General features: G+C 61.9%; 21 protein-coding genes and 1 riboswitch. Of the genes, 5 read left to right on the plus strand and 16 right to left on the minus strand.

Annotated features, from left to right (window positions below):
• Nucleotides 1–40 precede the first annotated feature (40 nt).
• From HX824_RS19115 to cobO, 6 genes are read right to left on the minus strand one after another with little or no spacing between them, the layout of a single operon-like run.
• Entirely contained in the window at nt 41–1,492 is a 1,452-nt protein-coding gene (locus HX824_RS19115) for a cobyric acid synthase (protein WP_087694823.1), read from the minus strand.
• The gene (gene cobD, locus HX824_RS19120; protein WP_102606289.1) at nt 1,489–2,478 is read right to left on the minus strand and encodes a threonine-phosphate decarboxylase CobD; all 990 of its coding nucleotides are present in this window, start codon (nt 2,476–2,478) and stop codon (nt 1,489–1,491) included. The genes HX824_RS19115 and cobD overlap by 4 nt, the downstream gene beginning before the upstream one ends.
• Nucleotides 2,471–3,379, minus strand: a complete 909-nt coding sequence (gene cbiB / locus HX824_RS19125) for an adenosylcobinamide-phosphate synthase CbiB (protein WP_087694822.1) — start codon at nt 3,377–3,379, stop codon at nt 2,471–2,473. Before cbiB ends, cobD begins: the two co-directional genes overlap by 8 nt.
• The gene (gene bluB / locus HX824_RS19130; RefSeq protein WP_003210753.1) at nt 3,376–4,026 is read right to left on the minus strand and encodes a 5,6-dimethylbenzimidazole synthase; all 651 of its coding nucleotides are present in this window, start codon (nt 4,024–4,026) and stop codon (nt 3,376–3,378) included. The genes cbiB and bluB overlap by 4 nt, the downstream gene beginning before the upstream one ends.
• Nucleotides 4,023–5,414 (minus strand): cobyrinate a,c-diamide synthase, encoded by a 1,392-nt coding sequence (locus HX824_RS19135; RefSeq protein ID WP_177054939.1) that lies wholly within the window; start codon nt 5,412–5,414, stop codon nt 4,023–4,025. The genes bluB and HX824_RS19135 overlap by 4 nt, the downstream gene beginning before the upstream one ends.
• A complete protein-coding gene (gene cobO, locus HX824_RS19140; RefSeq protein WP_003210751.1) occupies nt 5,411–6,022 on the minus strand; it encodes a cob(I)yrinic acid a,c-diamide adenosyltransferase in 612 nt (203 codons plus the stop codon). Before cobO ends, HX824_RS19135 begins: the two co-directional genes overlap by 4 nt.
• A 79-nt stretch (nt 6,023–6,101) precedes the next feature.
• A riboswitch (cobalamin riboswitch) is annotated at nt 6,102–6,339 on the minus strand.
• Nucleotides 6,340–6,438: 99 nt separating this feature from the next.
• Here cobO and HX824_RS19145 point away from each other — a divergent pair.
• Entirely contained in the window at nt 6,439–7,752 is a 1,314-nt protein-coding gene (locus HX824_RS19145) for a sorbosone dehydrogenase family protein (protein ID WP_102368344.1), read from the plus strand.
• 133 nt (nt 7,753–7,885) lie between these two features.
• Here the strand turns inward: HX824_RS19145 and HX824_RS19150 are convergent, their stop codons facing one another.
• The 5 genes from HX824_RS19150 to HX824_RS19170 form a co-directional block, all read right to left on the minus strand.
• Nucleotides 7,886–8,428, minus strand: a complete 543-nt coding sequence (locus HX824_RS19150) for a C40 family peptidase (protein WP_003210749.1) — start codon at nt 8,426–8,428, stop codon at nt 7,886–7,888.
• Nucleotides 8,429–8,572: 144 nt separating this feature from the next.
• Nucleotides 8,573–9,202, minus strand: a complete 630-nt coding sequence (locus tag HX824_RS19155) for a C40 family peptidase (RefSeq protein WP_003210748.1) — start codon at nt 9,200–9,202, stop codon at nt 8,573–8,575.
• Between the two features lie 213 nt (nt 9,203–9,415).
• The gene (gene hda / locus HX824_RS19160; protein ID WP_003210747.1) at nt 9,416–10,120 is read right to left on the minus strand and encodes a DnaA regulatory inactivator Hda; all 705 of its coding nucleotides are present in this window, start codon (nt 10,118–10,120) and stop codon (nt 9,416–9,418) included.
• 217 nt (nt 10,121–10,337) lie between these two features.
• Nucleotides 10,338–11,411: an AI-2E family transporter gene (locus HX824_RS19165; RefSeq protein WP_003210746.1), complete on the minus strand. Its 1,074-nt coding sequence runs from the start codon at nt 11,409–11,411 to the stop codon at nt 10,338–10,340.
• 53 nt (nt 11,412–11,464) lie between these two features.
• Nucleotides 11,465–12,505 carry a DUF2066 domain-containing protein gene (locus tag HX824_RS19170; RefSeq protein ID WP_003210745.1) on the minus strand — a complete coding sequence of 347 codons (1,041 nt, stop codon included), beginning with the start codon at nt 12,503–12,505 and terminating at the stop codon, nt 11,465–11,467.
• 359 nt (nt 12,506–12,864) lie between these two features.
• Between HX824_RS19170 and purM the strand changes: the two genes are divergently transcribed.
• The 4 genes from purM (at nt 12,865) to HX824_RS19190 (ending at nt 15,737) form a co-directional block, all read left to right on the plus strand.
• Nucleotides 12,865–13,923 (plus strand): phosphoribosylformylglycinamidine cyclo-ligase, encoded by a 1,059-nt coding sequence (purM, locus tag HX824_RS19175; RefSeq protein WP_008438191.1) that lies wholly within the window; start codon nt 12,865–12,867, stop codon nt 13,921–13,923.
• Nucleotides 13,923–14,573, plus strand: a complete 651-nt coding sequence (purN, locus tag HX824_RS19180) for a phosphoribosylglycinamide formyltransferase (RefSeq protein ID WP_008438189.1) — start codon at nt 13,923–13,925, stop codon at nt 14,571–14,573. Before purM ends, purN begins: the two co-directional genes overlap by 1 nt.
• 8 nt (nt 14,574–14,581) lie before the next feature.
• Nucleotides 14,582–15,295 carry a DUF3108 domain-containing protein gene (locus HX824_RS19185; protein ID WP_003210742.1) on the plus strand — a complete coding sequence of 238 codons (714 nt, stop codon included), beginning with the start codon at nt 14,582–14,584 and terminating at the stop codon, nt 15,293–15,295.
• 253 nt (nt 15,296–15,548) lie between these two features.
• Nucleotides 15,549–15,737 carry a hypothetical protein gene (locus tag HX824_RS19190; protein WP_003210741.1) on the plus strand — a complete coding sequence of 63 codons (189 nt, stop codon included), beginning with the start codon at nt 15,549–15,551 and terminating at the stop codon, nt 15,735–15,737.
• 188 nt (nt 15,738–15,925) lie between these two features.
• Here the strand turns inward: HX824_RS19190 and HX824_RS19195 are convergent, their stop codons facing one another.
• From HX824_RS19195 to cysM, 5 genes are all read right to left on the minus strand, one after another.
• The gene (locus HX824_RS19195; protein WP_003210740.1) at nt 15,926–16,471 is read right to left on the minus strand and encodes a DUF2058 domain-containing protein; all 546 of its coding nucleotides are present in this window, start codon (nt 16,469–16,471) and stop codon (nt 15,926–15,928) included.
• Between the two features lie 25 nt (nt 16,472–16,496).
• Nucleotides 16,497–17,330, minus strand: coding sequence for a nucleoside triphosphate pyrophosphohydrolase (mazG, locus tag HX824_RS19200; RefSeq protein WP_003210739.1), 834 nt, complete (start codon nt 17,328–17,330; stop codon nt 16,497–16,499).
• Nucleotides 17,331–17,483: 153 nt separating this feature from the next.
• Nucleotides 17,484–19,727, minus strand: coding sequence for a GTP diphosphokinase (gene relA, locus HX824_RS19205; RefSeq protein WP_008438176.1), 2,244 nt, complete (start codon nt 19,725–19,727; stop codon nt 17,484–17,486).
• 136 nt (nt 19,728–19,863) lie between these two features.
• A complete protein-coding gene (gene rlmD / locus HX824_RS19210; RefSeq protein WP_177054940.1) occupies nt 19,864–21,216 on the minus strand; it encodes a 23S rRNA (uracil(1939)-C(5))-methyltransferase RlmD in 1,353 nt (450 codons plus the stop codon).
• The gene (cysM, locus tag HX824_RS19215) at nt 21,216–22,118 is read right to left on the minus strand and encodes a cysteine synthase CysM (protein ID WP_003210736.1); all 903 of its coding nucleotides are present in this window, start codon (nt 22,116–22,118) and stop codon (nt 21,216–21,218) included. Before cysM ends, rlmD begins: the two co-directional genes overlap by 1 nt.
• Nucleotides 22,119–22,150 lie beyond the last annotated feature (32 nt).

Raw genomic sequence — 22,150 nt, forward strand, 5'->3', positions numbered from 1 at the left:
ACCGCAGCAACGGATATGTACACGGTCCATTACAACCAACTCAAACCCCACACAACGAACGCAGCAACCCGGTATCCAGATGCTGCTCTACCAAGTCCGCCAACCGCTCAATATCCCGCTCCCGCAACCCGTGATAATCCACCTCCTGCACATCCTCCAACCCCGCCCACCGCAACAACGCACTACACGCAGCCGGCGTCTCAAACACCCCATGCAGATAGGTCCCGAGAACCTGCCCATCCTCACTCTGAGCCCCATCCAGGCGCCCATCGTCCAACTGCACCGCAGCCCGCACCAAGCCAGCGCCACTGGTTACACCCGCGTGGATCTCATACCCACTCACCTCGGCCTCCTCCAGCAACAACCGCCCCCGCACGTTACGCAGCTGCTTCTCCTCCTCCAGGGTCGTACTGAACGCCAACAACCCCAGCCCAGCGCTAGAACCACAAGGCCCTTCCAACCCCAGCGGGTCGTGCACCTGCTCGCCGAGCATCTGCAACCCACCACAAATCCCCAGCACCTTCCCGCCATAACGCAGGTGCCGCGCCACCGCCGTATCCCACCCGTTAGCCCGCAAATACGCCAAATCACTGCGCACACTCTTCGAGCCCGGCAAAATAATCAGGTCCGCCGCAGGAATCGCCTGCCCCGGCCCCACAAACTGCAAATCCACCTGCGGATGCAACCGCAACGGATCAAAATCCGTGTGATTACTGATCCGCGGCAATACCGGCACCACCACCTTGAGCACTTGCGCCGCCTTGTCGATCTGGCGCTGGTCGATACCGTCCTCAGCCTCCAGATGCAGATCCATCACATACGGCAACACCCCCACCACCGGCTTGCCCGTGCGCGCTTCCAGCCAATCCAGCCCCGGCTGCAATAGCGCAATATCCCCGCGAAAGCGATTGATGATGAAGCCTTTGACCCGCGCCTGTTCGGTGGGTGACAACAATTCCAGAGTGCCCACAAGGTGCGCAAACACCCCGCCGCGATTGATGTCGGCAATCAGCAGTACCGGGCAGTCCACCGCCTCGGCAAAGCCCATGTTGGCAATATCATTCGCCCGCAGGTTGATCTCGGCCGGTGAACCCGCACCCTCGACCATCACCACCGGATACGCCGCACTCAAGCGCGCGTGGGAGGCAAGCACCGCCTGCATCGCGATGGCTTTGTAATCGTGATAGGCCACCGCATTCATGGTGGTCACGGCGCGCCCATGGATAATCACCTGGGAGCCCGTGTCACTGTTGGGCTTGAGCAATACCGGGTTCATGTCGGTATGGGGCGCCAGGTTCGCGGCCTGGGCCTGCACCGCCTGGGCCCGGCCGATCTCGCCGCCTTCGGCAGTCACGGCGCTGTTGAGCGCCATGTTCTGCGGCTTGAAGGGCACCACCGGGATGCCCTGGCGCACCAGCCAGCGGCAGAGTGCGGTCACCAGCGTGCTTTTGCCGGCGTCAGAGGTGGTGCCCTGAACCATCAAGGTACTCATGAGGCTTCCTTGTAGGCCTTCAGTGCCTGTTCCAGCCGCAACCAGTCGGCCTCGGTATCCGGCAGGCCGAAACGCAGGCTGCTGTTGTCGACAAACAAGCGCAGCAGAATGCCGCGCTGGGCCATGAATTCATGCAGCTGCTCAGCCCGGTCCGTGATCATCCACTGGAACAACGCGCAGCCGCCCTGGGGCCGCAAGTCGTGGCGTTCAAGCACATCAAACAGGCGCTGGCTGGCCGATTCGCAACGCAGCCGCTGTTGCGCATGGCCGGCGGTATCGCGCAGGCATACGTGCCCAAGCACCCGCGTCGGCCCGCTGACGGCCCACGGCCCCACCTGTTCGGCGAGCAGCTTGAGCAGCTTGCGCTCGGCCAGCACGAACCCCAGCCGCACTCCGGCCAGGCCAAAGAATTTGCCGAACGAGCGCAGCACGATCAGGCCGACTTGATGGGCCTGGCCCGCCAGGCTCAGTTGCGGGGTGATGTCCATGAAGGCTTCATCCACCACCAGCCAGCCGCCGCGTTGGGCCAGGCGAGCATGCCAGTCCAGCAGGCGTTGCGGCGTCAGGCTCAGGCCGGTGGGGTTGTTGGGGTTGACCACCACCAGCACGTCGAGGCTGTCGAGGAAGAAGTCGACTTCCTGCTCCAGCACTTCGCGCACGATGTAGCCGGCGCGACGCCAGGCTTCAGCGTGTTCGGCGTAACACGGCGACAGCACACCGACCTTGCCGGCCCGGCGCAGGCGCGGCAATAACTGGATCGCGGCCTGGGAGCCGGCCACCGGCAATACATGGGGCGTGCCGTAATATTCACAGGCAGCCTGCTCCAGGCCGTCGTCGTTTTCAGGCAGGCGCGCCCAGGCCCGCAGCGGGATTTCCGGAATCGGGAACGGCCACGGCGCCAGGCCGCTGGACAGGTCCAGCCAGTCTGCTTCTGGAATGCCGTACTGCATCGCCGCCTTGCGCAAGCGGCCACCGTGCTCAAGCATAAAACTCAGCCCCCACACACAGGATCAGCAACCACAGCCACACGCCGCGTTGCACCAGTTGCCAGCCACGCTCGATGGAATCCGCATCCGCCGGCGGGCCTTCGCCCAGTGGCGGGCGCTGGTGCAGCTCACCGTGATAAATCGCTGCACCGCCCAACTCCACGCCAAGGGCACCGGCACCCGCAGCCATCACCGGGCCGGCGTTGGGGCTGTCCCAGGTCGGGCCCTGGGTGCGCCAGCATTTGAGAGCCAGGCGGGTTTTGCCCAGCAGCGCGTAGGTCAACGCCACCAGGCGCGCCGGAATGTAGTTGAGCACGTCATCGATCTTTGCTGCGGCCCAGCCGAAACGCTCAAAGCGTTCATTGCGATAGCCCCACATGGCATCCAGGGTGTTGCTCAGGCGATAGAGCACCACGCCGGGCACGCCAGCGACCACAAACCAGAACAAGGCGGCAAATACCGCGTCGCTGCCGTTTTCCAGCACCGATTCGGTGGCTGCACGGGCGACTTCGGTGCGATCCAGCTCGCTGGTCTGGCGGCTCACCAGATAGCTGACACGCTTGCGTGCCTCGTCCAGATCATCACTGCGCAATGCTTGCGCTACCGGCAGCACGTGCTCGCCGAGGCTACGCATGCCGAGGGCGCAATACAATGCGAGGATTTCCAGGACCCAGCCGATGTAGGGCGCCCACGACAGCGCCGTGGCCAGCAGGGTCAGCGGCACCACCGCGATCACCCAGGCGGTGACGCCATGGCTGCGCCAGCCCCGACCGCCGGAGTTGAATCGTTGCTCGATGCGCCCGGCAAAATTGCCGAACGCCACCAGCGGATGCCAGCGCCTGGGCTCGCCCAGCAGCGCATCCAGCGCCACGGCAGCGACACTCAGCAAGGCCACACTCATTGACTCACTCCCCAAACATTCTCGTACAACATGTCACTCAGCGGCCGTGGTTCGGTCCAGCCTTCGAGCTGCAACATCGGTGCCGGGTAGAACTCGGCCACCGGGCCCAGGCACAACACGGCCAACGGCTTGGCACCTGGCGGCAGGCCCAGCAGATCGGCCAGGGCCTGGGGCTCGAACAGCGAGACCCAGCCCATGCCCAGCCCTTCGACACGAGCCGCCAGCCATAGATTCTGAATCGCACAGGACAACGATGCCATGTCCATTTCCGGCAAGGTGCGGCGCCCGAAGATATGCCGCTCGCGGTCGTCCATCAAGGCAGCCACCAGCACTTCGGCGCAGTCGTTGATGCCTTCGACCTTGAGCTTCATGAACTGGTCGGAGCGCTCGCCGAGAGCCTCGGCGGTGCGTACGCGTTCTTCTTCCACTAGCTGCTGGATCTGGCCGCGCAGGTTGCGGTCGCTGATGCGGATAAAACGCCAGGGCTGCATCAAGCCGACGCTCGGCGCCTGGTGCGCGGCTTGCAGCAGGCGATGGAGCAATTGCGGCGCCACGCTGCCACCGCTGAAGTGCCGCATGTCGCGGCGTTCGGCGATAGCGCGGTAGACGGCTTCGCGGTCGGCTTCCGGAAAGGCGTTGTCAGTCATGGCCTCATCGCGGGCAAGCCCGCTCCCACAGTAGATTGCGTTTCAACTCGGTCAACTGTGGGAGCGGGCTTGCCTGCGATGGCGGTCTCAAGGCTTGGCGCAAACAAGGCAGCCACCGCCATCGGGTTGGACGGGAAGTAAAAGTGCACATAGGAAGCCGTCATCCGGCCCTGACGATAAACCGCCTCGGCACCGCGCCCGCCATTCGGGCTCAGGCCCCGGGCAATCGGCTGCCACTCGGTGCTGGTCAGCGAGTGATGGTAGGTGTGACCGCGCAAGAGGCCTTCGGGCAGTTCGACGTTTTGCAGGGCCAGTGCCGCCAGACGCTTTTGCATCACGGCGTCGCCCTGGAGCAGGCCGACCAGTTCGGCACGGGTGCCGTCGACATCAGTGAGCGAGTCCAGCAGATAGAGCATGCCGCCGCATTCGGCCAGCAGTGGCTTGCCAGCAGCGTGGTGGGCGCGGATGGCGTTGAGCATCGCGGTATTTTCCGACAGCGCCTGGTGATGCAATTCCGGATAACCGCCGGGCAAGTAGAGGCTGTCAGCTTCGGGCAATGCGCGGTCACGAATCGGCGAGAAGAAGCGCAGCTCGGCGCCCATCGCTCGCAACAGGTCGAGGCTGGCGCCGTAGGTAAACGCGAAGGCTTCGTCGCGGGCCACGGCGATGCGCACGCCGGCCAGCAACGGTTGGGCCTCGATCACCTCGGGCGCAGCGAATTCCACCGGCGGTGGCAGCGCTACCTCACAGCTGCTGCCCAGGGCCTGGGCGGCGGCGTCGAGGCGCAGGTCGAGGTCGTTCAATTCGCTGGCCTGCACCAGGCCAAGGTGGCGGCTGGGCAATTCGATCCCGGTTTCCCGGGACAGTGCGCCGTACCAGCGCAGGCCTTCGGTCAGGCTGCCCTCAAGCAGTTGCGCATGGCGCAATGTGCCGACGCGGTTGGCCAGCACGCCGGCAAACGGCAGGTCCGGCTGGTAACGCGCCAGGCCCAATGCCAGGGCACCGAAGGTCTGGGCCATGGCCGTGCCATCGATGACCGCCAGTACCGGCACGCCAAAATGCCGCGCCAGGTCGGCGCTGGACGGCGTGCCGTCGAACAGGCCCATCACGCCTTCGATCAGGATCAGGTCGGCTTCCCCCGCCGCTTCCCACAGCAATCGGCGACTTTCCTGCTCGCCGACCATCCACATGTCCAATTGATAGACCGGCGCACCACTGGCGCGCTCGTGGATCATCGGGTCGAGAAAGTCCGGGCCGCATTTGAACACTCGCACCTTGCGCCCCAGGTTGCGGTGCAAACGGGCGAGCGCGGCGGTGACGGTGGTTTTGCCCTGGCCGGACGCCGGTGCGGCGATCAGCACAGCAGGACAGTGACGGGGCTGATTCAAAGTTCGATGCCTTTCTGCGCCTTGATACCCGCCTGGAATGCATGCTTGAGCATGCCCATTTCAGTTACGGTGTCGGCCATTTCGATCAATTCGGGTTTCGCGCCACGGCCGGTGACCAGCACGTGTTGCATCGGGGGGCGGGCCTGCAGGTCGCTGAGTACCTGGTCCAGGTCGAGGTAGCCGTGCTTGAGGGCGATGTTCAGTTCATCCAGCACCACCAGGCCGATGGCCGGGTTCTGCAGCATTTCCCGGGAGACCGCCCAGGCGGCTTCGGCGGCCACGATGTCGCGGGCGCGGTCCTGGGTTTCCCAGGTAAAACCTTCGCCCATCACGTGGAAGCGCACCTGCTCGGGGAAACGGCGGAAGAACAGTTCTTCGCCAGTGCTGTTGCGGCCCTTGATGAACTGCACCACGCCACACTGCATGCCGTGGCCCATGGCCCGGGCCAGCATGCCAAAGGCCGAGCTGCTCTTGCCTTTGCCATTGCCGGTAAGCACCAGCAGCAACCCGCACTCGTTCGGTGAATTGGCAATGCGCTCGTCAATCACGGCTTTTTTGCGCAGCATGCGCGCCAGGTGGCGTTCGTCACGATCGGGGGATTCAGTCATGGCAGCTCTCCGTTGGGGCTGGACAAAAACGGCGGGCAGGAAAAAGACACATACAGACAGCCAAGCATCGCCCACCGTGATGCTGTTGGATGGATCAGGCCGGTCTCCGGGCTCATGAGTGGCATTGGATGCCGAAGGTGCGCCTTCCCATATCGCGGGCGATACAGTGGCTTAAGGCACCGTCTTGACTCATTTACCGTTGCGGGGGCAGCGCCGGGATCGTGGCAGCACTGTAGAAAAATGCGCTCACTCACCGGCTTCCCTGTTTCACTCAGTCGGCGCGTACGCCACAGAGCACCTGAAACAAGCCGCGAAGGTTAGTGGGTTGGGGGTGGAGCGTCAATTAAAGCCGGACATGCGCGTGAACCATCGGGCCGCTGCGTGCCTCTACCGCTACAGGTATTAAGGAGAAAACCATGCACAAGACCCGACTTGCCCTACTGATCATGCTCGCCGGCACCCTCGCCGCCTGCGGCGAAAGCTCTACCCTGCAAGTGTCCGACGGCACCGGGCCCTCGCCCAAACTGCCGGAACCGAATAAAACCCTGATCCCCACGGTGAATATCGCCCCGGCCATCGGCTGGCCCGAAGGCACCAAGCCAACGGCGGCGGCAGGCACTCAAGTAGCGGCGTTTGCCGAAGGCCTGGACCATCCGCGCTGGCTGTATGTGCTGCCCAATGGCGATGTGCTGGTGGCAGAAACCAATGCGCCGCCCAAACCGGACGATTCCAAGGGTATTCGTGGCTGGGTGATGGAGAAAGTCATGGGCCGCGCCGGGGCCGCCGTGCCGAGCCCCAACCGCATTACCCTGCTGCGGGACGCCGACCACGACGGCATAGCCGAAACCCGCACGGTGTTCCTGGAGAACCTGAACTCGCCGTTCGGCATGACACTGGTGGGCAGCGACCTGTATGTGGCCGATTCGGACAAGCTGCTGCGCTTCCCCTATCAGCCAGGCGAAACCTCGATCAAGGAAGCCGGAACCACGGTGACCGACTTGCCGGGCGGCAGCATCAACCATCACTGGACCAAGAACGTGGTCGCGAGCCAGGACGGCAGCAAGTTGTACGTCAGCGTGGGCTCCAACAGCAACGTCGCGGAAAACGGCCTGGAAGCCGAACAAGGCCGCGCCGCGATCTGGGAAGTGGACCGCGCCACCGGCCAGCACCGCATCTTCGCCTCCGGCCTGCGCAACCCCAACGGCATGGCCTGGGAACCGCAAAGCGGCAAGCTGTGGACGGCGGTCAATGAGCGCGATGAAATCGGCAGCGACCTGGTGCCGGACTACATCACCTCGGTCAAGGATGGCGCGTTCTATGGCTGGCCCTTCAGTTACTACGGGCAGCACGTGGATGTGCGGGTGAGTCCGCAGAACCCGGAACTGGTAGCCAAGGCGATTGCCCCGGACTACGCGGTGGGCCCGCACACAGCCTCCCTGGGACTGACCTTTGCCGAGGGCAGCAAGCTACCGGCACAATTCAGCAATGGCGCGTTTATCGGCCAGCATGGTTCTTGGAACCGCAAGCCCCACAGTGGCTACAAGGTGATCTTCGTGCCGTTTGAAGGCGGCAAACCCAAAGGCCAGCCGGTGGATGTGCTGACCGGGTTCCTCAATAGCGATGAGAAAGCCATGGGCCGCCCGGTCGGCGTGGTGATCGACAAGCAGGGGGATTTGCTGGTGGCGGATGACGTGGGGAACAAGGTGTGGCGAGTGTCGGCGGCTAAATAGCCAGCTTCGCAAACACCGCAAAACAAATGTGGGAGCGGGCTTGCTCGCGAATGCAGTGTGTCAGTCAGCTTGTTGTCGACTGATCCACCGCATTCGCGAGCAAGCCCGCTCCCACATTTGGTTTCGTGTTTTCCTAGGGGTTTCGTGCCAGGTGCTCGGCTGGCAACACACGCTTGGCGCTCAGATAGGCGTTTTGCCAATAGGCTTTGGACAGCGTGTCCAGCTTCACCGTACCGCCGGTTTGCGGCGCATGCACAAAGCGCCCTTCTCCCACGTAGATCCCGGCGTGGCTGACCTGCGAGCCGCCACCCGTGGCGAAGAAGATCAGGTCACCGGTCTGCAGGTTGTTTTCGCTCACGTCCTGAGCGCGCATCACGATCAGCTCGCGGGTGGTACGTGGCAAGGAGATGCCCGCTGCGTCACGGTAGACGAAACCGATCAAGCCACTGCAATCAAACCCCGAGTCCGGCGTGTTGCCGCCCCAACGATAAGGCGTGCCGACCAGGCCCAGCGCACGAAAAAGCACGTCTTCGGCCGCAGGCGAGAAACTTTGGGTGGCATAGGTGTTGAACACCGGCTTGGGCTTGACGGCCACGGGAGCAGGCGGAGGACGACTTGCGCAGGCGCTGAGCAGCGCGGCGCAAACGAGAAGAATTAGGCGGGCCGAGGTCGACATGGGCAGAACAATCCTGATCTGGATGCGGCTTTCGCTGCCGAACGTTGAAAAACAGAACGCGCAAGCAAAGCTCGCGCGATCAATTTACAACAATGTCCAGGGATTCTAGCGCTTACACGTCAAACTTCAAGTATCACTTTAACTTTACTTGCTGGCGGTAACGGTAGTCGGGGCCATCGCCAGGGCGCGCTTGGCTTCGATGAAGGTTTTGCTCCAGTAGCTGTCACCCAGGTTGTCGACTCGCACACCACCGCTGCGGCGGCTGCTGGAGTGGATAAACTGGTTGTCGCCCAGGTAGATACCGGCGTGGCTGACACGACCACGGCCAGCCGTACTAAAGAAAAGCAGATCACCGGGCTTGAGGTTGTTCCGCGCGACCAACGGTGCATCCACGTTGATCATTTCGCGGGTGGAACGCGGCAGGTTCATGCCGGCTTCCTCGCGGAACAGGTAGCCGATGAAACCGCTGCAGTCGAAACCGGCTTCAGAGGTACCGCCGAAACGGTAACGGGTACCGATCAGGGACATGCCGCGTTCGAGAATACTGTCGGCCAGAACGGGAAGCTGGTAAGGCTTGGCGCCGGCGAAGTCGGCGAGTTCTTTTTCAGTTGCGATCTCTTCCTGATAAACAGTGGAAGACTGCGACGCAACGAATTTTGCCTGGGACTGCTGTACTGGTTTTTGCTGCTCAGCCACGTTTTGAGTGTGGGTGGCGCAACCAAACAACAGGGTAACGAGTGCGAGAGGCACGAGGGGTGCGAAGCGATTTAGCATGGGCACGACCGTGGCTGATGTGTAAAGAAGCCGAGACTATGCCTTCTATCACATCGATTTGCAAATTCAATCGTGATCTATGTGACTTCTTGTTTGGACTATGACATCTAAGCCCTTAACACCCTATGCCAGCCATTTGCGTGGCCAAAACGGCCCAAACGCAGGTTTTCTGGCGCCTGTAATTTGCCGAAAGCCCCGGTTTTAAAGGGCTGGCTACCAGCCCAGGGTTTCTTTGAGGAAGGGAATAGTCAGCTTGCGCTGGGCTTGCAAGGAAGCCTGGTCGAGCTGTTCGAGCAAGTCGAACAGTGCGCTCATGCTGCGTGTACCGCGAGTGAGAATAAAATGCCCGACTTCATCGGTCAGGTGCAACCCGCGGCGCGAAGCACGCAGTTGCAGGGCCCGCAGTTTGTCTTCGTCGGACAACGGGCGCATCTGGAAAATCAGCGCCAGGGTCAGCCGCGACTTCAAGTCCGCCAGCTTCACCGGCAGCTCACGTGGCGAGGTGGAGGCGGCAATCAACAAGCGCCGGCCGCTGTCACGCAAGCGGTTGAACAGATGGAACAGTGCCTCTTCCCAATCTGCCCGCCCCGCCACTGCCTGCAAATCGTCCAGGCAGACCAGTTCGTATTGTTCAAGGTTGTCGAGGATCTCGATACCGCGGTCCAGCAGCTCCGCCAGCGGCAGGTACACCGCCGGTTCACCCATCTGTTCGAAGCGCAGGCAAGCGGCCTGTAACAAGTGGGTACGCCCCACGCCGTGCTTGCCCCACAGGTAGATCAAGCTTTCGGTCCACCCGGCGTCGGCTTCGCAGAGCCGCTCGACATAGCCGAGTGCAGCGGCATTGGCGCCTGGGTAGTAATTGATAAAGGTGGCGTCGTCACGCAGACGCACACCTAGGGGCAGCTGAATCGGTTTCATGCTGACTGAACGGTTCCAATCGAACCGTTAGTGACCTCTGTGTAAAGTTTGCAAAGTTTATACCCGTGACGCCGGGCGCACAATGCAGCAGACCACAAGCAAAATCAAAGGTTTGCGTTAACTTGTTGGATTTGGTGAGGAATGTTTGACGCAATGGCGAAACGCCAGAGCCGATAAATGACAAACCCGGCCTTGAGCCGGGTTTGTGATGCTGCGGTTATAACTCCGGTTCGTCAGTTCCGGCGTACATGTCCGAGTCCTTGTACAAGTCGTGCACATGGCGCACCAGCACCATGATCACCGCCGCCACCGGCAGCGCCAGCAGGATGCCGGTAAAGCCGAACAGCTCGCCGCCCGCCAGGATCGCAAAGATCACCGCCACCGGATGCAGGCCGATCCGGTCGCCCACCAGCAACGGCGTCAGCACCATGCCTTCCAGGGCCTGGCCGACCATGAACACCGCGACAATCCCTAGCATCGGGTACAGGTCGCCGTGGAACTGGAACAACCCGGCCACCAGCGCCGCACCGATACCAATCACGAAGCCCATATAAGGCACGATGGCTGCCAGGCCGGCGATCAGGCCGATCAACAGCCCCAGTTCCAGGCCGATCGCCATCAACCCCGCCGCGTAGATGATCCCCAGCGCCAGCATCACCAGCAACTGGCCACGGACGAAGGCGCCGAGCACCTCATGACACTCCTCGGCCAGGGAGACAATGCGCTCCTCACGGTCGCGCGGCAGCAGGCCGCGGATCTTGGCCATCATGATGTCCCAGTCCCGCAGCAGGTAGAACGCCACGACCGGGATCAGCACCAGGTTGGTCAGCCAGCCAATCAGCGCCAGGCTCGACGCCGTCGCCTGGCTCAGCACCACGCCGACAATGTCGGTGGTCTGGCCCATGTGCTCGCTGATGGCCGCCTTGACCTTGTCGAACTTCCAGAAGCCGTCTGCCAGCCCCAGCTTGGCCTGCGCCCACGGCATGGCCGTGTGTTGCAGCCAGTCGAGCATCTGCGGCGCCAGCTCATAGAGCTTGAACAGCTGCTTGGCCAACATCGGCACCAGCACCAGGACCAGCGCCGTGATGATCAAGGTGAACAACGCAAACACCGCCACCACGCCCCAGGTACGTGACAGGCCGATCTTTTCCAGGCGATCCACCACCGGATCGAACAGGTAGGCCAGCAGTAACGCGACCAGGAACGGCGTCAGGATCGAATGCAGCAGGAACACAAAAACGCACAGCAGGACAATCCCGCCAAGCCACACCCAACGACGCGTATCCGCCATAAACCACTCCCTCTGTTATTTGCTTCCTGCTTCTATATAAGAAGGAAGAACACTTACCAATGAAAACGTAGCTGCGGCGTCGGCTCGACCGGTGCCGGTTGCGCGCCTTCTACCACCGGCTGCGGAGCCGGAGCTTCACCTGCCGGGATTTCCTGCAACTTGGCCAGGCTCAACTGGGTGCGCAGCTGCTCGGCGCTGCCATTCACCCGATAAACGATGCGAGTGCCGTCCACGCGCACCGGCTGGGCACCGAACGGTTCCAGCAGATGGCCGAGGGCGGCGTAATGCTCGAGATTCATGCCCTGCACTTCCAGCAACTGATCACTGGTGGCAGCGCCGGCCTTGACCGCAAAGCGTGGTGCCAGGCGTTCGCTGACGGCCAGCAGCACGGCGTCAGCCAATGCGGCAGTATCAGTGCCGGTGGCGGTGCCCTGCTCGCTTTTATCCCCCAGCCACAGGCGCCATTTGGCCGACCATTGGCCGCCGTCTTCGCGAGCATGCACCGCCAGCAAGGCATCGGCACCATAACGCTCGGACGCGGCGCGCAGCGGTGTGGCGTCAGGGCTTTCAAGATTCGGGGCGGTGGCGACGATCTGTTCGTCCAGGTCACCCAATGGCAGACGCAGCGGCAAACCACGGTGCTGGGCCGCGCGGCGCAGCGGCTGGGCGACGGCCTGGCCATCACCGACCAGGCTGCTGCCTTCCACGGAGTCGTTCAGCCACCAACCGAGGATCGATGGCCGATTGCTGCCCCACAGCGCCAGGCCCGCGCCACGCAACGCGCGGTCGGTGCTGACCGGGTCGAAATCCACCTGCAGGCTTTCCGGCGGGCCGGCGTCGTAGCCATACTGACTGATGATTTGTTGCGGGTCTTTGCGGATCGCCGCCAGGCCCGGGCCATCGGCGGCCTTGGCGTCGCCGGTCAGGCGGATCACCAGGGTTTGCAGGGCACGCTGGGTCGCCTGGTCGCGCTCCTGGGGAGACTGACTGCTGACCGGCTCCAGCACTTGATAGAGACCATTGAGGGTTTCGGCATGACTCGCCAGGCTGACCAACGACAAGCAGCCCACAAAAAAATATTTACTCAGACCCATGAAAGAAGATTCCCGAACGGCAAATAAGCGGTTGGAACAGACCGCGTGAACACTGTTGAGCAAGGCTGTGACCACAGCGACCGGCAAAACATTCACAGGGTCTCGGCAAGTTTTTGTACTGTCATAACGATAGCGAGTTAAAGGCTATACCTTAATAGGGCCTGTGACCGACTCGATTAGCGATTTTTTTAACAGCTATTGCCCCTGCCCGTCGGCCCGAGGATGGCCGCTGCCCCTCAAGCCTGATAAAATCGCGCGCCTTCGCAGACCGTCAATGGCAGGCCGTGCTGAAACTTCAGGTTTCGGTACACCCGCCGCATTCGGTCGTTACCCCTGAATCCCCCCTAAAGGCCTGGATCATGAGCAAGCAACCCTCCCTGAGCTACAAGGACGCCGGTGTAGACATCGACGCCGGTGAAGCATTGGTCGAACGCATCAAGAGCGTCGCCAAGCGCACTGCGCGCCCCGAAGTCATGGGCGGCCTGGGCGGTTTTGGCGCCCTCTGCGAGATCCCGGCCGGCTACAAGCAGCCTGTATTGGTCTCCGGCACCGACGGTGTGGGCACCAAGCTGCGCCTGGCACTGAACCTGAACAAGCACGACAGCATCGGCATCGACCTGGTTGCCATGTGCGTGAACGACCTGGTGGTGTGCGGCGCCGAGCCGCTGTTCTTCCTTGACTACTACGCCACCGGCAAGCTCAACGTCGAGACCGCTACCCAGGTGGTCACCGGCATTGGCGCTGGCTGCGAACTGTCCGGCTGCTCCCTGGTCGGCGGCGAAACCGCTGAAATGCCAGGCATGTACGAAGGCGAAGACTACGACCTGGCCGGTTTCTGCGTCGGCGTTGTCGAAAAATCCGAAATCATCGACGGTTCCAAGGTGGCTGCCGGTGACGCCCTGCTGGCCCTGCCATCGTCCGGCCCGCACTCCAACGGCTACTCGCTGATCCGCAAGATCATCGAAGTGTCCGGCGCCGACATCGAAACCATCCAGCTCGACGGCAAGCCCTTGACCGACCTGCTGATGGCCCCGACCCGCATTTACGTGAAGCCGTTGCTCAAGCTGATCAAGGACACCGGCGCGGTCAAGGCCATGGCCCACATCACCGGTGGCGGCCTGCTGGACAACATCCCGCGCGTACTGCCTAAAGGCGCCCAGGCGATTGTCGACGTGGCCAGCTGGCAGCGCCCGGCAGTCTTCGACTGGCTGCAAGAGAAAGGCAACGTCAACGAAACCGAGATGCACCGCGTGCTGAACTGCGGCGTGGGCATGGTCATCTGCGTGGCTCAAGAGCACGTTGAAAGCGCGCTGAACGTATTGCGTGAAGCCGGCGAACAGCCTTGGGTCATCGGCCAGATCGCTACCGCCCCTGAAGGCGCGGCTCAGGTTGAACTGAAGAACCTTAAGGCGCACTGATGCCTGCAACCTGTGATGTCGTGGTGCTGCTCTCCGGCACCGGCAGTAACTTGCAGGCCCTGATCGACAGCACGCGCGCCGGCGACAGCCCGGTGCGCATCGCTGCGGTGATTTCCAACCGCAGCGACGCCTACGGCCTGCAACGCGCCAGGGACGCAGGTATCGACACCCGCTCCCTGGATCACAAGGCTTTTGAAGGCCGCGAGGCCTTCGACAGCGCCTTGATCGAACTGATCGACGCCTTCAACCCCAAACTCGTGGTACTGGCCGGCTTCATGCGCATTCTCAGCGCTGACTTCGTGCGTCACTACAACGGGCGTCTGCTGAATATCCACCCGTCCCTGCTGCCAAAATACAAAGGGTTACACACCCACCAGCGTGCCCTGGAGGCCGGCGACACCGAGCACGGCTGCAGCGTGCACTTTGTCACCGAGGAACTCGATGGCGGGCCTCTGGTCGTACAGGCAGTAGTTCCGGTAGAGTCTGCGGACTCTGCGCAGACGCTTGCGCAACGGGTTCACACCCAGGAACACAGGATTTACCCGCTGGCTGTTCGCTGGTTCGCTGAGGGACGGTTGATTCTTGGCGACCACGGTGCATTATTGGACGGTCAGTTACTTGCGGCCAGCGGCCACTTGATTCGAACCTAGGAGACTTTATGCGTCGCGCCCTGCTCTTCGCTTTTGCGCTGTTCGCCTTGCCTGCCGTGCAAGCGGCAGACCTTCACCCTTTCTCCGCCAGCTACACCGCCGACTGGAAACAGTTGCCCATGAGTGGTTCGGCAGAACGCAGCCTGACCAAGAATGACAACGGCAGCTGGACCTTGAATTTCAAGGCTTCCATGATGATCGCCAGCCTGACTGAAACCAGCGTGATCCGCTTCGACAAAGACGCCCTGCAACCGGTGAGCTACACCTTCGAACGCGGTGGCCTGGGCAAGACGAAGAAGATCAACCTCGACTTCGATCAGACGGCCAAGAAAGTCACCGGCTTTGAAAACAAGGACCCGGTCAACGTGGCCCTTCAAAGCGGCATGCTCGACAAGTCGACCTACCAGTTGGCATTGCAGCGCGATGTGGCAGCCGGCAAGAAAAGCATGAGCTACAACGTCGTCGAAGGCACTGATGTCGATACCTACGACTTCCGCGTGATCGGCCCGGAAAAGGTCCAGACCAAAGCCGGCTCCATCGATGCGATCAAGGTCGAGCGCGTGCGTGACCCGACTCAAAGCAAGCGCATTACCCAAATGTGGTTTGCCAAGGACTGGGGCGGCATCCTGGTTGCCCTGCGCCAGGTCGAGACTGACGGCAAGGAATACAACATCATGCTGCAAGACGGTACCGTTGACGGCAAGGCTGTCAAAGGCAGCTGATCCTCTGCGCAATGAAAGAGCCTCGCGTACGCGGGGCTTTTTTTCGCCTGTCGCCTGACGCCAACATGAAACTTTTGTCATAAAACTCAGCGCCCTGCGACGCAATGTCGCGGTTTCCGTGGGCTCGCGGGATTACTCCAGTTTCTGTAAAGGTGTGTTGCAATTCCTGGTTATTTACTTAGCAAGCTAACAAATCATATAACAAAGGCCTGCGACGCCTTGCCGCAGATCAACCAGAGATTGGAGCAAGCAGATGACTGTAAAAGTAACTGAACGCGACGATGAACATATGTCCCACGAAGCAGTAGCCCACGGGATTCACATCTGGGATGTACACCAGCAAGACCTGCTGGTCGGCATGTTTCACGACGAGGCCGAAGCTCATAATTATAAAAACGAGCTCGAGACCCTTGAGATGAAACGCCAGGCGCAAAGCTCCTGAAACTCTGAAATCCTGTAGATAACCAGCCCCACGCAGCTGGAGTGTCTATAAACACAAACCCCGCCTTTTGAGCGGGGTTTGTGTTTTGGGGGTTGGGGGTTGGGATTTTGGGGGCGCTTCGCGCCCCAGCGGGAGCAAGCTCCCTCGCCACAACAAGCCGTCTCGCCACAATGTGTGTTTCTAACGCATTACCACATCAGGTCGTCAGGGATCTGGTAGGCGGCGTACGGATCATCCTCATCCGGCACCTGGCTTTCGGTCAGCACGTTCATCTGGACGATGCGCTCCGGCGCCCGCTCCTGGATCTTCAGCGCGGCTTCGCGCGGGATCACCTCGTAACCGCCACCGTGATGCACGATCGCCAGGGAGCCGTTGCTCAGCTTGTTACGCATCAGCGTGTTGACCGACAGGCGCTTGACCTTCTTGTCATCCACGAAGTTGTAGTAGTCCTCGGTGGTCAGCTTGGGCAGGCGCGAGGTTTCGATCAATTGCTTGACCTGCGCAACGCGGGCCTTAGCCTCGGCCTTTTCTTGCTGCTGACGGTTCAGCTCCTGGTCGCGCTTGACCTTTTCGGCATGCGCCTGGATGGCCAGGCGCGCCTGGCTGTCGTCCGCTTCGGCCTGGCCTTTATGCACCAGGCGCTGCTGTTTCTGTTTCTCTTTGCCGACCTGCTTGGCCTGCTTTTGGTTGACCAGGCCTGCTTTGAGCAACTGGTCGCGAAGGGAAATGCTCATGGTGCTTACTCACTTGGGCAACGGCTCAGCCGCAGCTGGACAGATTCTTTTCCTGGCGTTTGGCTTCGCCCCACAGGGCGTCCAACTCTTCGAGGGTGCAATCTTCTATGGGACGGTGGGTCTCGCGCAATGCCTGTTCGATAAATCGGAAACGTCGTTCGAATTTAGCGTTGGCTAAACGCAAGGCTGCTTCCGGGTCGACCTGGAGGTGACGGGCCAGGTTGACCGCCGCAAACAGCAGGTCACCTACTTCATCGGCGATGGCTGCCGGGTCGTTATCGGCCATGGCTTCGAGCACTTCATCCAGCTCTTCGCGCACGTTATCCACCACGGGCAACGCGGCCGGCCAGTCGAAACCCACCTGCCCGGCGCGCTTTTGCAATTTGGCGGCGCGGGAAAGCGCCGGCAAGGCCGTGGGTACATCATCCAGCAAGGACAGTTGCTCCGGTGCGTCGGATTTTTCCGCACGCTCCTCGGCCTTTATTTCTTCCCAACGCTGCTTGACCTGCTCTTCGCTCAGCTGCGGAATATCCAGCGGCGCGTACAAGTCTCCCGTGGGAAACACATGCGGGTGACGGCGAATCAACTTGCGGGTAATGCTGTCGATCACCCCGGCGAATTCGAAGCGCCCTTCTTCCCGCGCCAACTGGCTGTAATACACCACCTGGAACAACAGGTCGCCCAGCTCACCTTGCAGGTGATCAAAATCCCCGCGCTCGATCGCATCGGCGACTTCGTAGGCTTCTTCCAGGGTGTGGGGGACGATGGTGGCGTAGGTTTGCTTGATGTCCCACGGGCAACCGTATTGCGGGTCGCGCAGGCGGTTCATCAGGTGCAGCAGGTCTTCAAGTGAATACATCAGTCTCTTTCCGCAGAAGTGGGAACGCTGAGGATCAAATGTGGGAGCGGGCTTGCTCGCGAAGGCGTCGTGTCAGTTACCTGATATTTGACAGACACATCGCCTTCGCGAGCAAGCCCGCTCCCACATTTCAGTCCGCGCTCATCCAGCTACTCATGGCGTGCGATTACGCCGGGTCTCAATAATGTTCGGCAACTGGGAAATACGCCCCAGCAACCGACCCAACGCGTCCAGCCCCGGAATCTCGATGGTCAGGGACATCAGCGCCGTGTTGTCCTCTTTGTTCGAGCGGGTGTTGACCGCCAGCACGTTGATCCGCTCATTGAGCAGCACCTGCGACACATCACGCAGCAGCCCGGAACGGTCGTAGGCACGAATGATGATGTCCACCGGATAGGTCAACACCGGCACCGGGCCCCAACTGACCTGGATGATCCGCTCCGGCTCGCGCCCGCCCAGTTGCAACACCGAGGCACAGTCCTGGCGGTGAATGCTCACCCCGCGGCCCTGAGTGATGTAACCGACGATGGCGTCGCCCGGCAATGGCTGGCAGCAGCCGGCCATTTGCGTCATCAGGTTGCCGACGCCCTGGATCTGGATATCGCCCCGCTTGCCCGGCTTGTAGCCGGTGGCCTTGCGTGGAATCAGTTCCAACTGCTCGCTGCCCCGCTCCGGCTCAACCAGTTGCTGGGCCAGGTTGACCAACTGCGCCAGGCGCAGATCGCCGGCACCGAGGGCGGCGAACATGTCTTCGGCGATCTTCATGTTGGCCTTTTCGGCCAGCTTGTCGAAGTCCACCTGCGGCAGGCCCAGGCGTGCCAATTCGCGCTCGAGCAAGGTCTTGCCGGCGGCGACGTTCTGGTCGCGCGCCTGCAATTTGAACCAGTGGACAATCTTCGCCCGCGCCCTGGACGTGGTGATGTAGCCCAGGTTCGGGTTCAGCCAGTCGCGGCTCGGCGTACCGTGCTTGCTGGTAATGATCTCGACCTGTTCACCGGTCTGCAGGCTGTAGTTGAGCGGCACGATGCGCCCGTTGATCTTGGCGCCACGGCAGTTGTGGCCGATCTCGGTGTGCACCCGGTACGCAAAATCCAGCGGTGTGGCGCCCTTGGGCAGGTCGATCGCGTGGCCGTCGGGGGTGAAGATGTAGACCCGGTCAGGTTCGATATCCACCCGCAGCTGGTCGGCCAAACCGCCGATGTCGCCCAGCTCTTCGTGCCACTCCAGCACCTGGCGCAACCAGGAGATTTTCTCTTCGTACTGGTTCGACCCGGCCTTGACGTCGGTGCCCTTGTAGCGCCAGTGAGCGCATACGCCCAGCTCCGCCTCTTCGTGCATCGCGTGGGTGCGGATCTGTACTTCCAGCACCTTGCCCTCGGGGCCGATCACTGCCGTGTGCAATGAGCGGTAACCGTTTTCCTTGGGGTTGGCGATGTAGTCGTCGAATTCCTTGGGGATGTGCCGCCACAGCGTGTGCACGATACCCAGCGCGGTGTAGCAGTCGCGCATCTCCGGCACCAGCACGCGCACGGCGCGCACGTCGTAGATCTGGCTGAAGGCCAGGCCCTTGCGCTGCATTTTGCGCCAGATGGAATAGATGTGTTTGGCCCGGCCACTGATGTCGGCTTCAACCCCGGTGGCCTGCAATTCCGTGCGTAACTGGCTCATCACGTCGGCGATAAAGCGCTCACGGTCCAGCCGCCGCTCATGGAGCAGCGTGGCAATCTGTTTGTATTGATCGGGTTCGAGGTAACGGAAGGACAAGTCCTCCAGTTCCCACTTGATATGGCCGATGCCCAGGCGGTGGGCCAGCGGCGCGTAGATATCGAACACCTCGCGGGCGACGCGGTTGCGCTTTTCGTCGTCGGCGGTTTTCACCGCCCGAATCGCGCAGGTACGCTCGGCCAGCTTGATCAAGGCGACGCGCACGTCGTCGACCATCGCCACCAGCATCTTGCGCAGGTTTTCCACCTGGCCCTGGGTGCCCAGCACCATCGACTGGCGCGGGCTGAGGCTGGCACTGATCGCCGCCATGCGCAGCACGCCGTCGATCAGCTTGGCCACCACGGTGCCGAAACGCTGGCTGATGGTGGGCAACTGAATGTGCCCTTCGCGCACGCCGCGATACAGCACCGCCGCGATCAGCGAATCCTGATCGAGCTTGAGATCGGCGAGGATCTCGGCGATTTCCAACCCGGTGCGAAAGCTTGAAGTGCCTTCGGCCCACAGGTTCTTCGCCGCATTGTCTTGCTGTTCAGACTCACGAGCGAACTCGCAGGCTGCTTTCAAGGCTTCACGGTCCAGTGCCGGGTCGACACTGATGGCATGATCCAGCCATGCCTCGAGATTGATACTGCCGTCGGTGTTGATCGGCTGGTGTGCTCTCACCTGTACCATCTTGCTTACCTTCCCTACGACGCACCTTTTAGTGCGTCAAAATCATCGCTGACCTGCTTTACAAAAAAAGCTTGTGCACGCTCCCTGGCAGGTCACAGGCCCAGGAGATGCAGGCCAGTCGGATTAAACGGGCATCCTAGCCCGCTTCAAATAACGCCATGGCCTCGACATGGGCCGTCTGGGGAAACATGTCGAGGATCCCGGCACGTTTTAGCCGGTAGCCTTGCTTGACCAACTCGACCGTGTCCCGCGCCAGCGTTGCCGGATTGCAGGACACATACACCAGGCGATCAGCCCCCAGGGTAGCGAGCTTGCGCACAACCTCCAGGGCACCATCGCGGGGTGGGTCCAAGAGTACCGCAGAAAAGCCCTGTTTGGCCCATTCCGCGTCGGTCAAAGGCTGGGACAAATCGGCCTGAAAAAACTGAACATTATGCAAATTATTGCTGACGGCATTCTGTGCCGCCCGGTCCACCATGGCCTGCACCCCTTCCACCGCCACCACTTCCCGCACTTGGCGGGCCAGCGGCAAGGCGAAGTTGCCCAAGCCACAAAACAAATCCAGCACCCGCTCGTCGGACTTTGGCGCCAGCCAATCCAGCGCCTGGGCGACCATCGCCTGGTTGACCCCGGCGTTGACCTGCACAAAGTCGCCCGGGCGGTACGCCAACTGCAAATCCCACGGTTCCAGACGATAGCCCAAGGCCTGGTCTGGTTCGACCGGTTGCGGCTGGCCCTCGCCATGCAGCCACAGCTGGGCTTCATGGAACGTGCAAAATTCCTGCAGGATCGTCATGTCCGCTTCGGACAAGGGCGCCATGTGTCGCAACAACACGGCAATCGACGAACCACTGAATAATTCCACATGCCCCAATGCCTGAGGCTTGCTCAAGCGCCGCAGCATGTTGGGCAAACGCTGCATGATCGGTTGCAAGGCCTGTACCAGCACCGGGCAATCGTCGATGGCGACGATGTCCTGGCTGGCCACGGCACGAAAGCCGACTTCAAGTTTCTTCGCCTTGGCATCCCAGCGCACGGCCACGCGGGCGCGGCGACGATAGCCGAATTCCGGCCCGCTCAAAGGCGCGGCCCACTCCTGGGGTTCGACACCGGCCACACGGGATAATTGCTCGGCGAGCATGCGCTGTTTCAGGGCGAGTTGTTCGTCATGGGGCAAGTGTTGCAGGCTGCAACCGCCACAGCGGCCGGCGTGCACACAGGGTGCCGGACGGCGCAGTTCGCTGGCGGTAAATACGCGCTCGGTGCGCGCCTCGACCACTTTGCCGTGGGCGCCCAACACCCGCGCTTCCACCTCTTCACCGGCCAGCGCACCCACGACAAACCAGGTGCGGCCTTCAAAGAACACAATGCCACGGCCGTCGTTGGCCAGGCGCTCGATGGTCAGGCGCTGCTTCTTGCCTACGGGAATCTGTGGGGCCCGGCTGCCGCCCGTCGGTTGGAAGCGCAGGCCTCTCTCGTGCTTGGCCATCAGTTGGGCGCGTCGAAAATGCCGGTCGACAGGTAACGGTCGCCACGGTCACAGATGATCGCGACGATCACCGCGTTTTCCAACTCCTGGGACAAGCGCAACATCCCGGCCACGGCGCCACCGGACGACACGCCGCAGAAGATGCCTTCTTCACGGGCCAGGCGGCGGGTGGTGTCTTCGGCCTCACGCTGGGCCATGTCGATGATGCGATCGACGCGAGCCGCGTTGTAGATCTTCGGCAAGTACTCTTCGGGCCAACGACGGATCCCCGGGATCGCTGCGCCTTCCATCGGTTGCAGGCCGACGATCTGGATCTCGGGATTCTGCTCCTTGAGGTAGCGCGAATTGCCCATGATGGTGCCGGTGGTGCCCATCGAACTCACGAAGTGAGTGATGGTGCCCTGGGTCTGGCGCCAGATTTCCGGGCCAGTGGTGGTGTAGTGCGCCTCGGGGTTGTCGCCGTTGGCGAACTGGTCCAGCACCAGGCCACGGCCTTCGGCAGCCATACGCTCGGCGAGGTCGCGGGCACCTTCCATGCCTTCTTCCTGGGTGACCAGGATCAACTCGGCGCCGTAGGCGGTCATCGCCGCCTTGCGCTCGGCGCTGCCGTTGTCGGGCATGATCAGGACCATCTTGTAGCCCTTGATCGCCGCGGCCATGGCCAGGGCAATCCCGGTGTTACCGGAGGTGGCTTCGATCAGGGTGTCGCCGGGCTTGATCTGCCCCCGCAACTCGGCGCGGGTGATCATCGACAACGCCGGGCGGTCCTTGACCGAGCCGGCCGGGTTGTTCCCTTCGAGCTTGAGCAACAAGGTATTGCTGGTGTTGCCCGGCAGGCGCTGCAAGCGGACCAGCGGGGTGTTGCCGACGCAATCGGCGATGGTGGGGTACTGCAAGGTCATGGCGTATTCGCAATCCAGACTGCGGGGGCGAC

Origin of the sequence: Pseudomonas sp. D4002, from assembly GCF_013385665.1 — a bacterium.
GTDB lineage: Bacteria > Pseudomonadota > Gammaproteobacteria > Pseudomonadales > Pseudomonadaceae > Aquipseudomonas.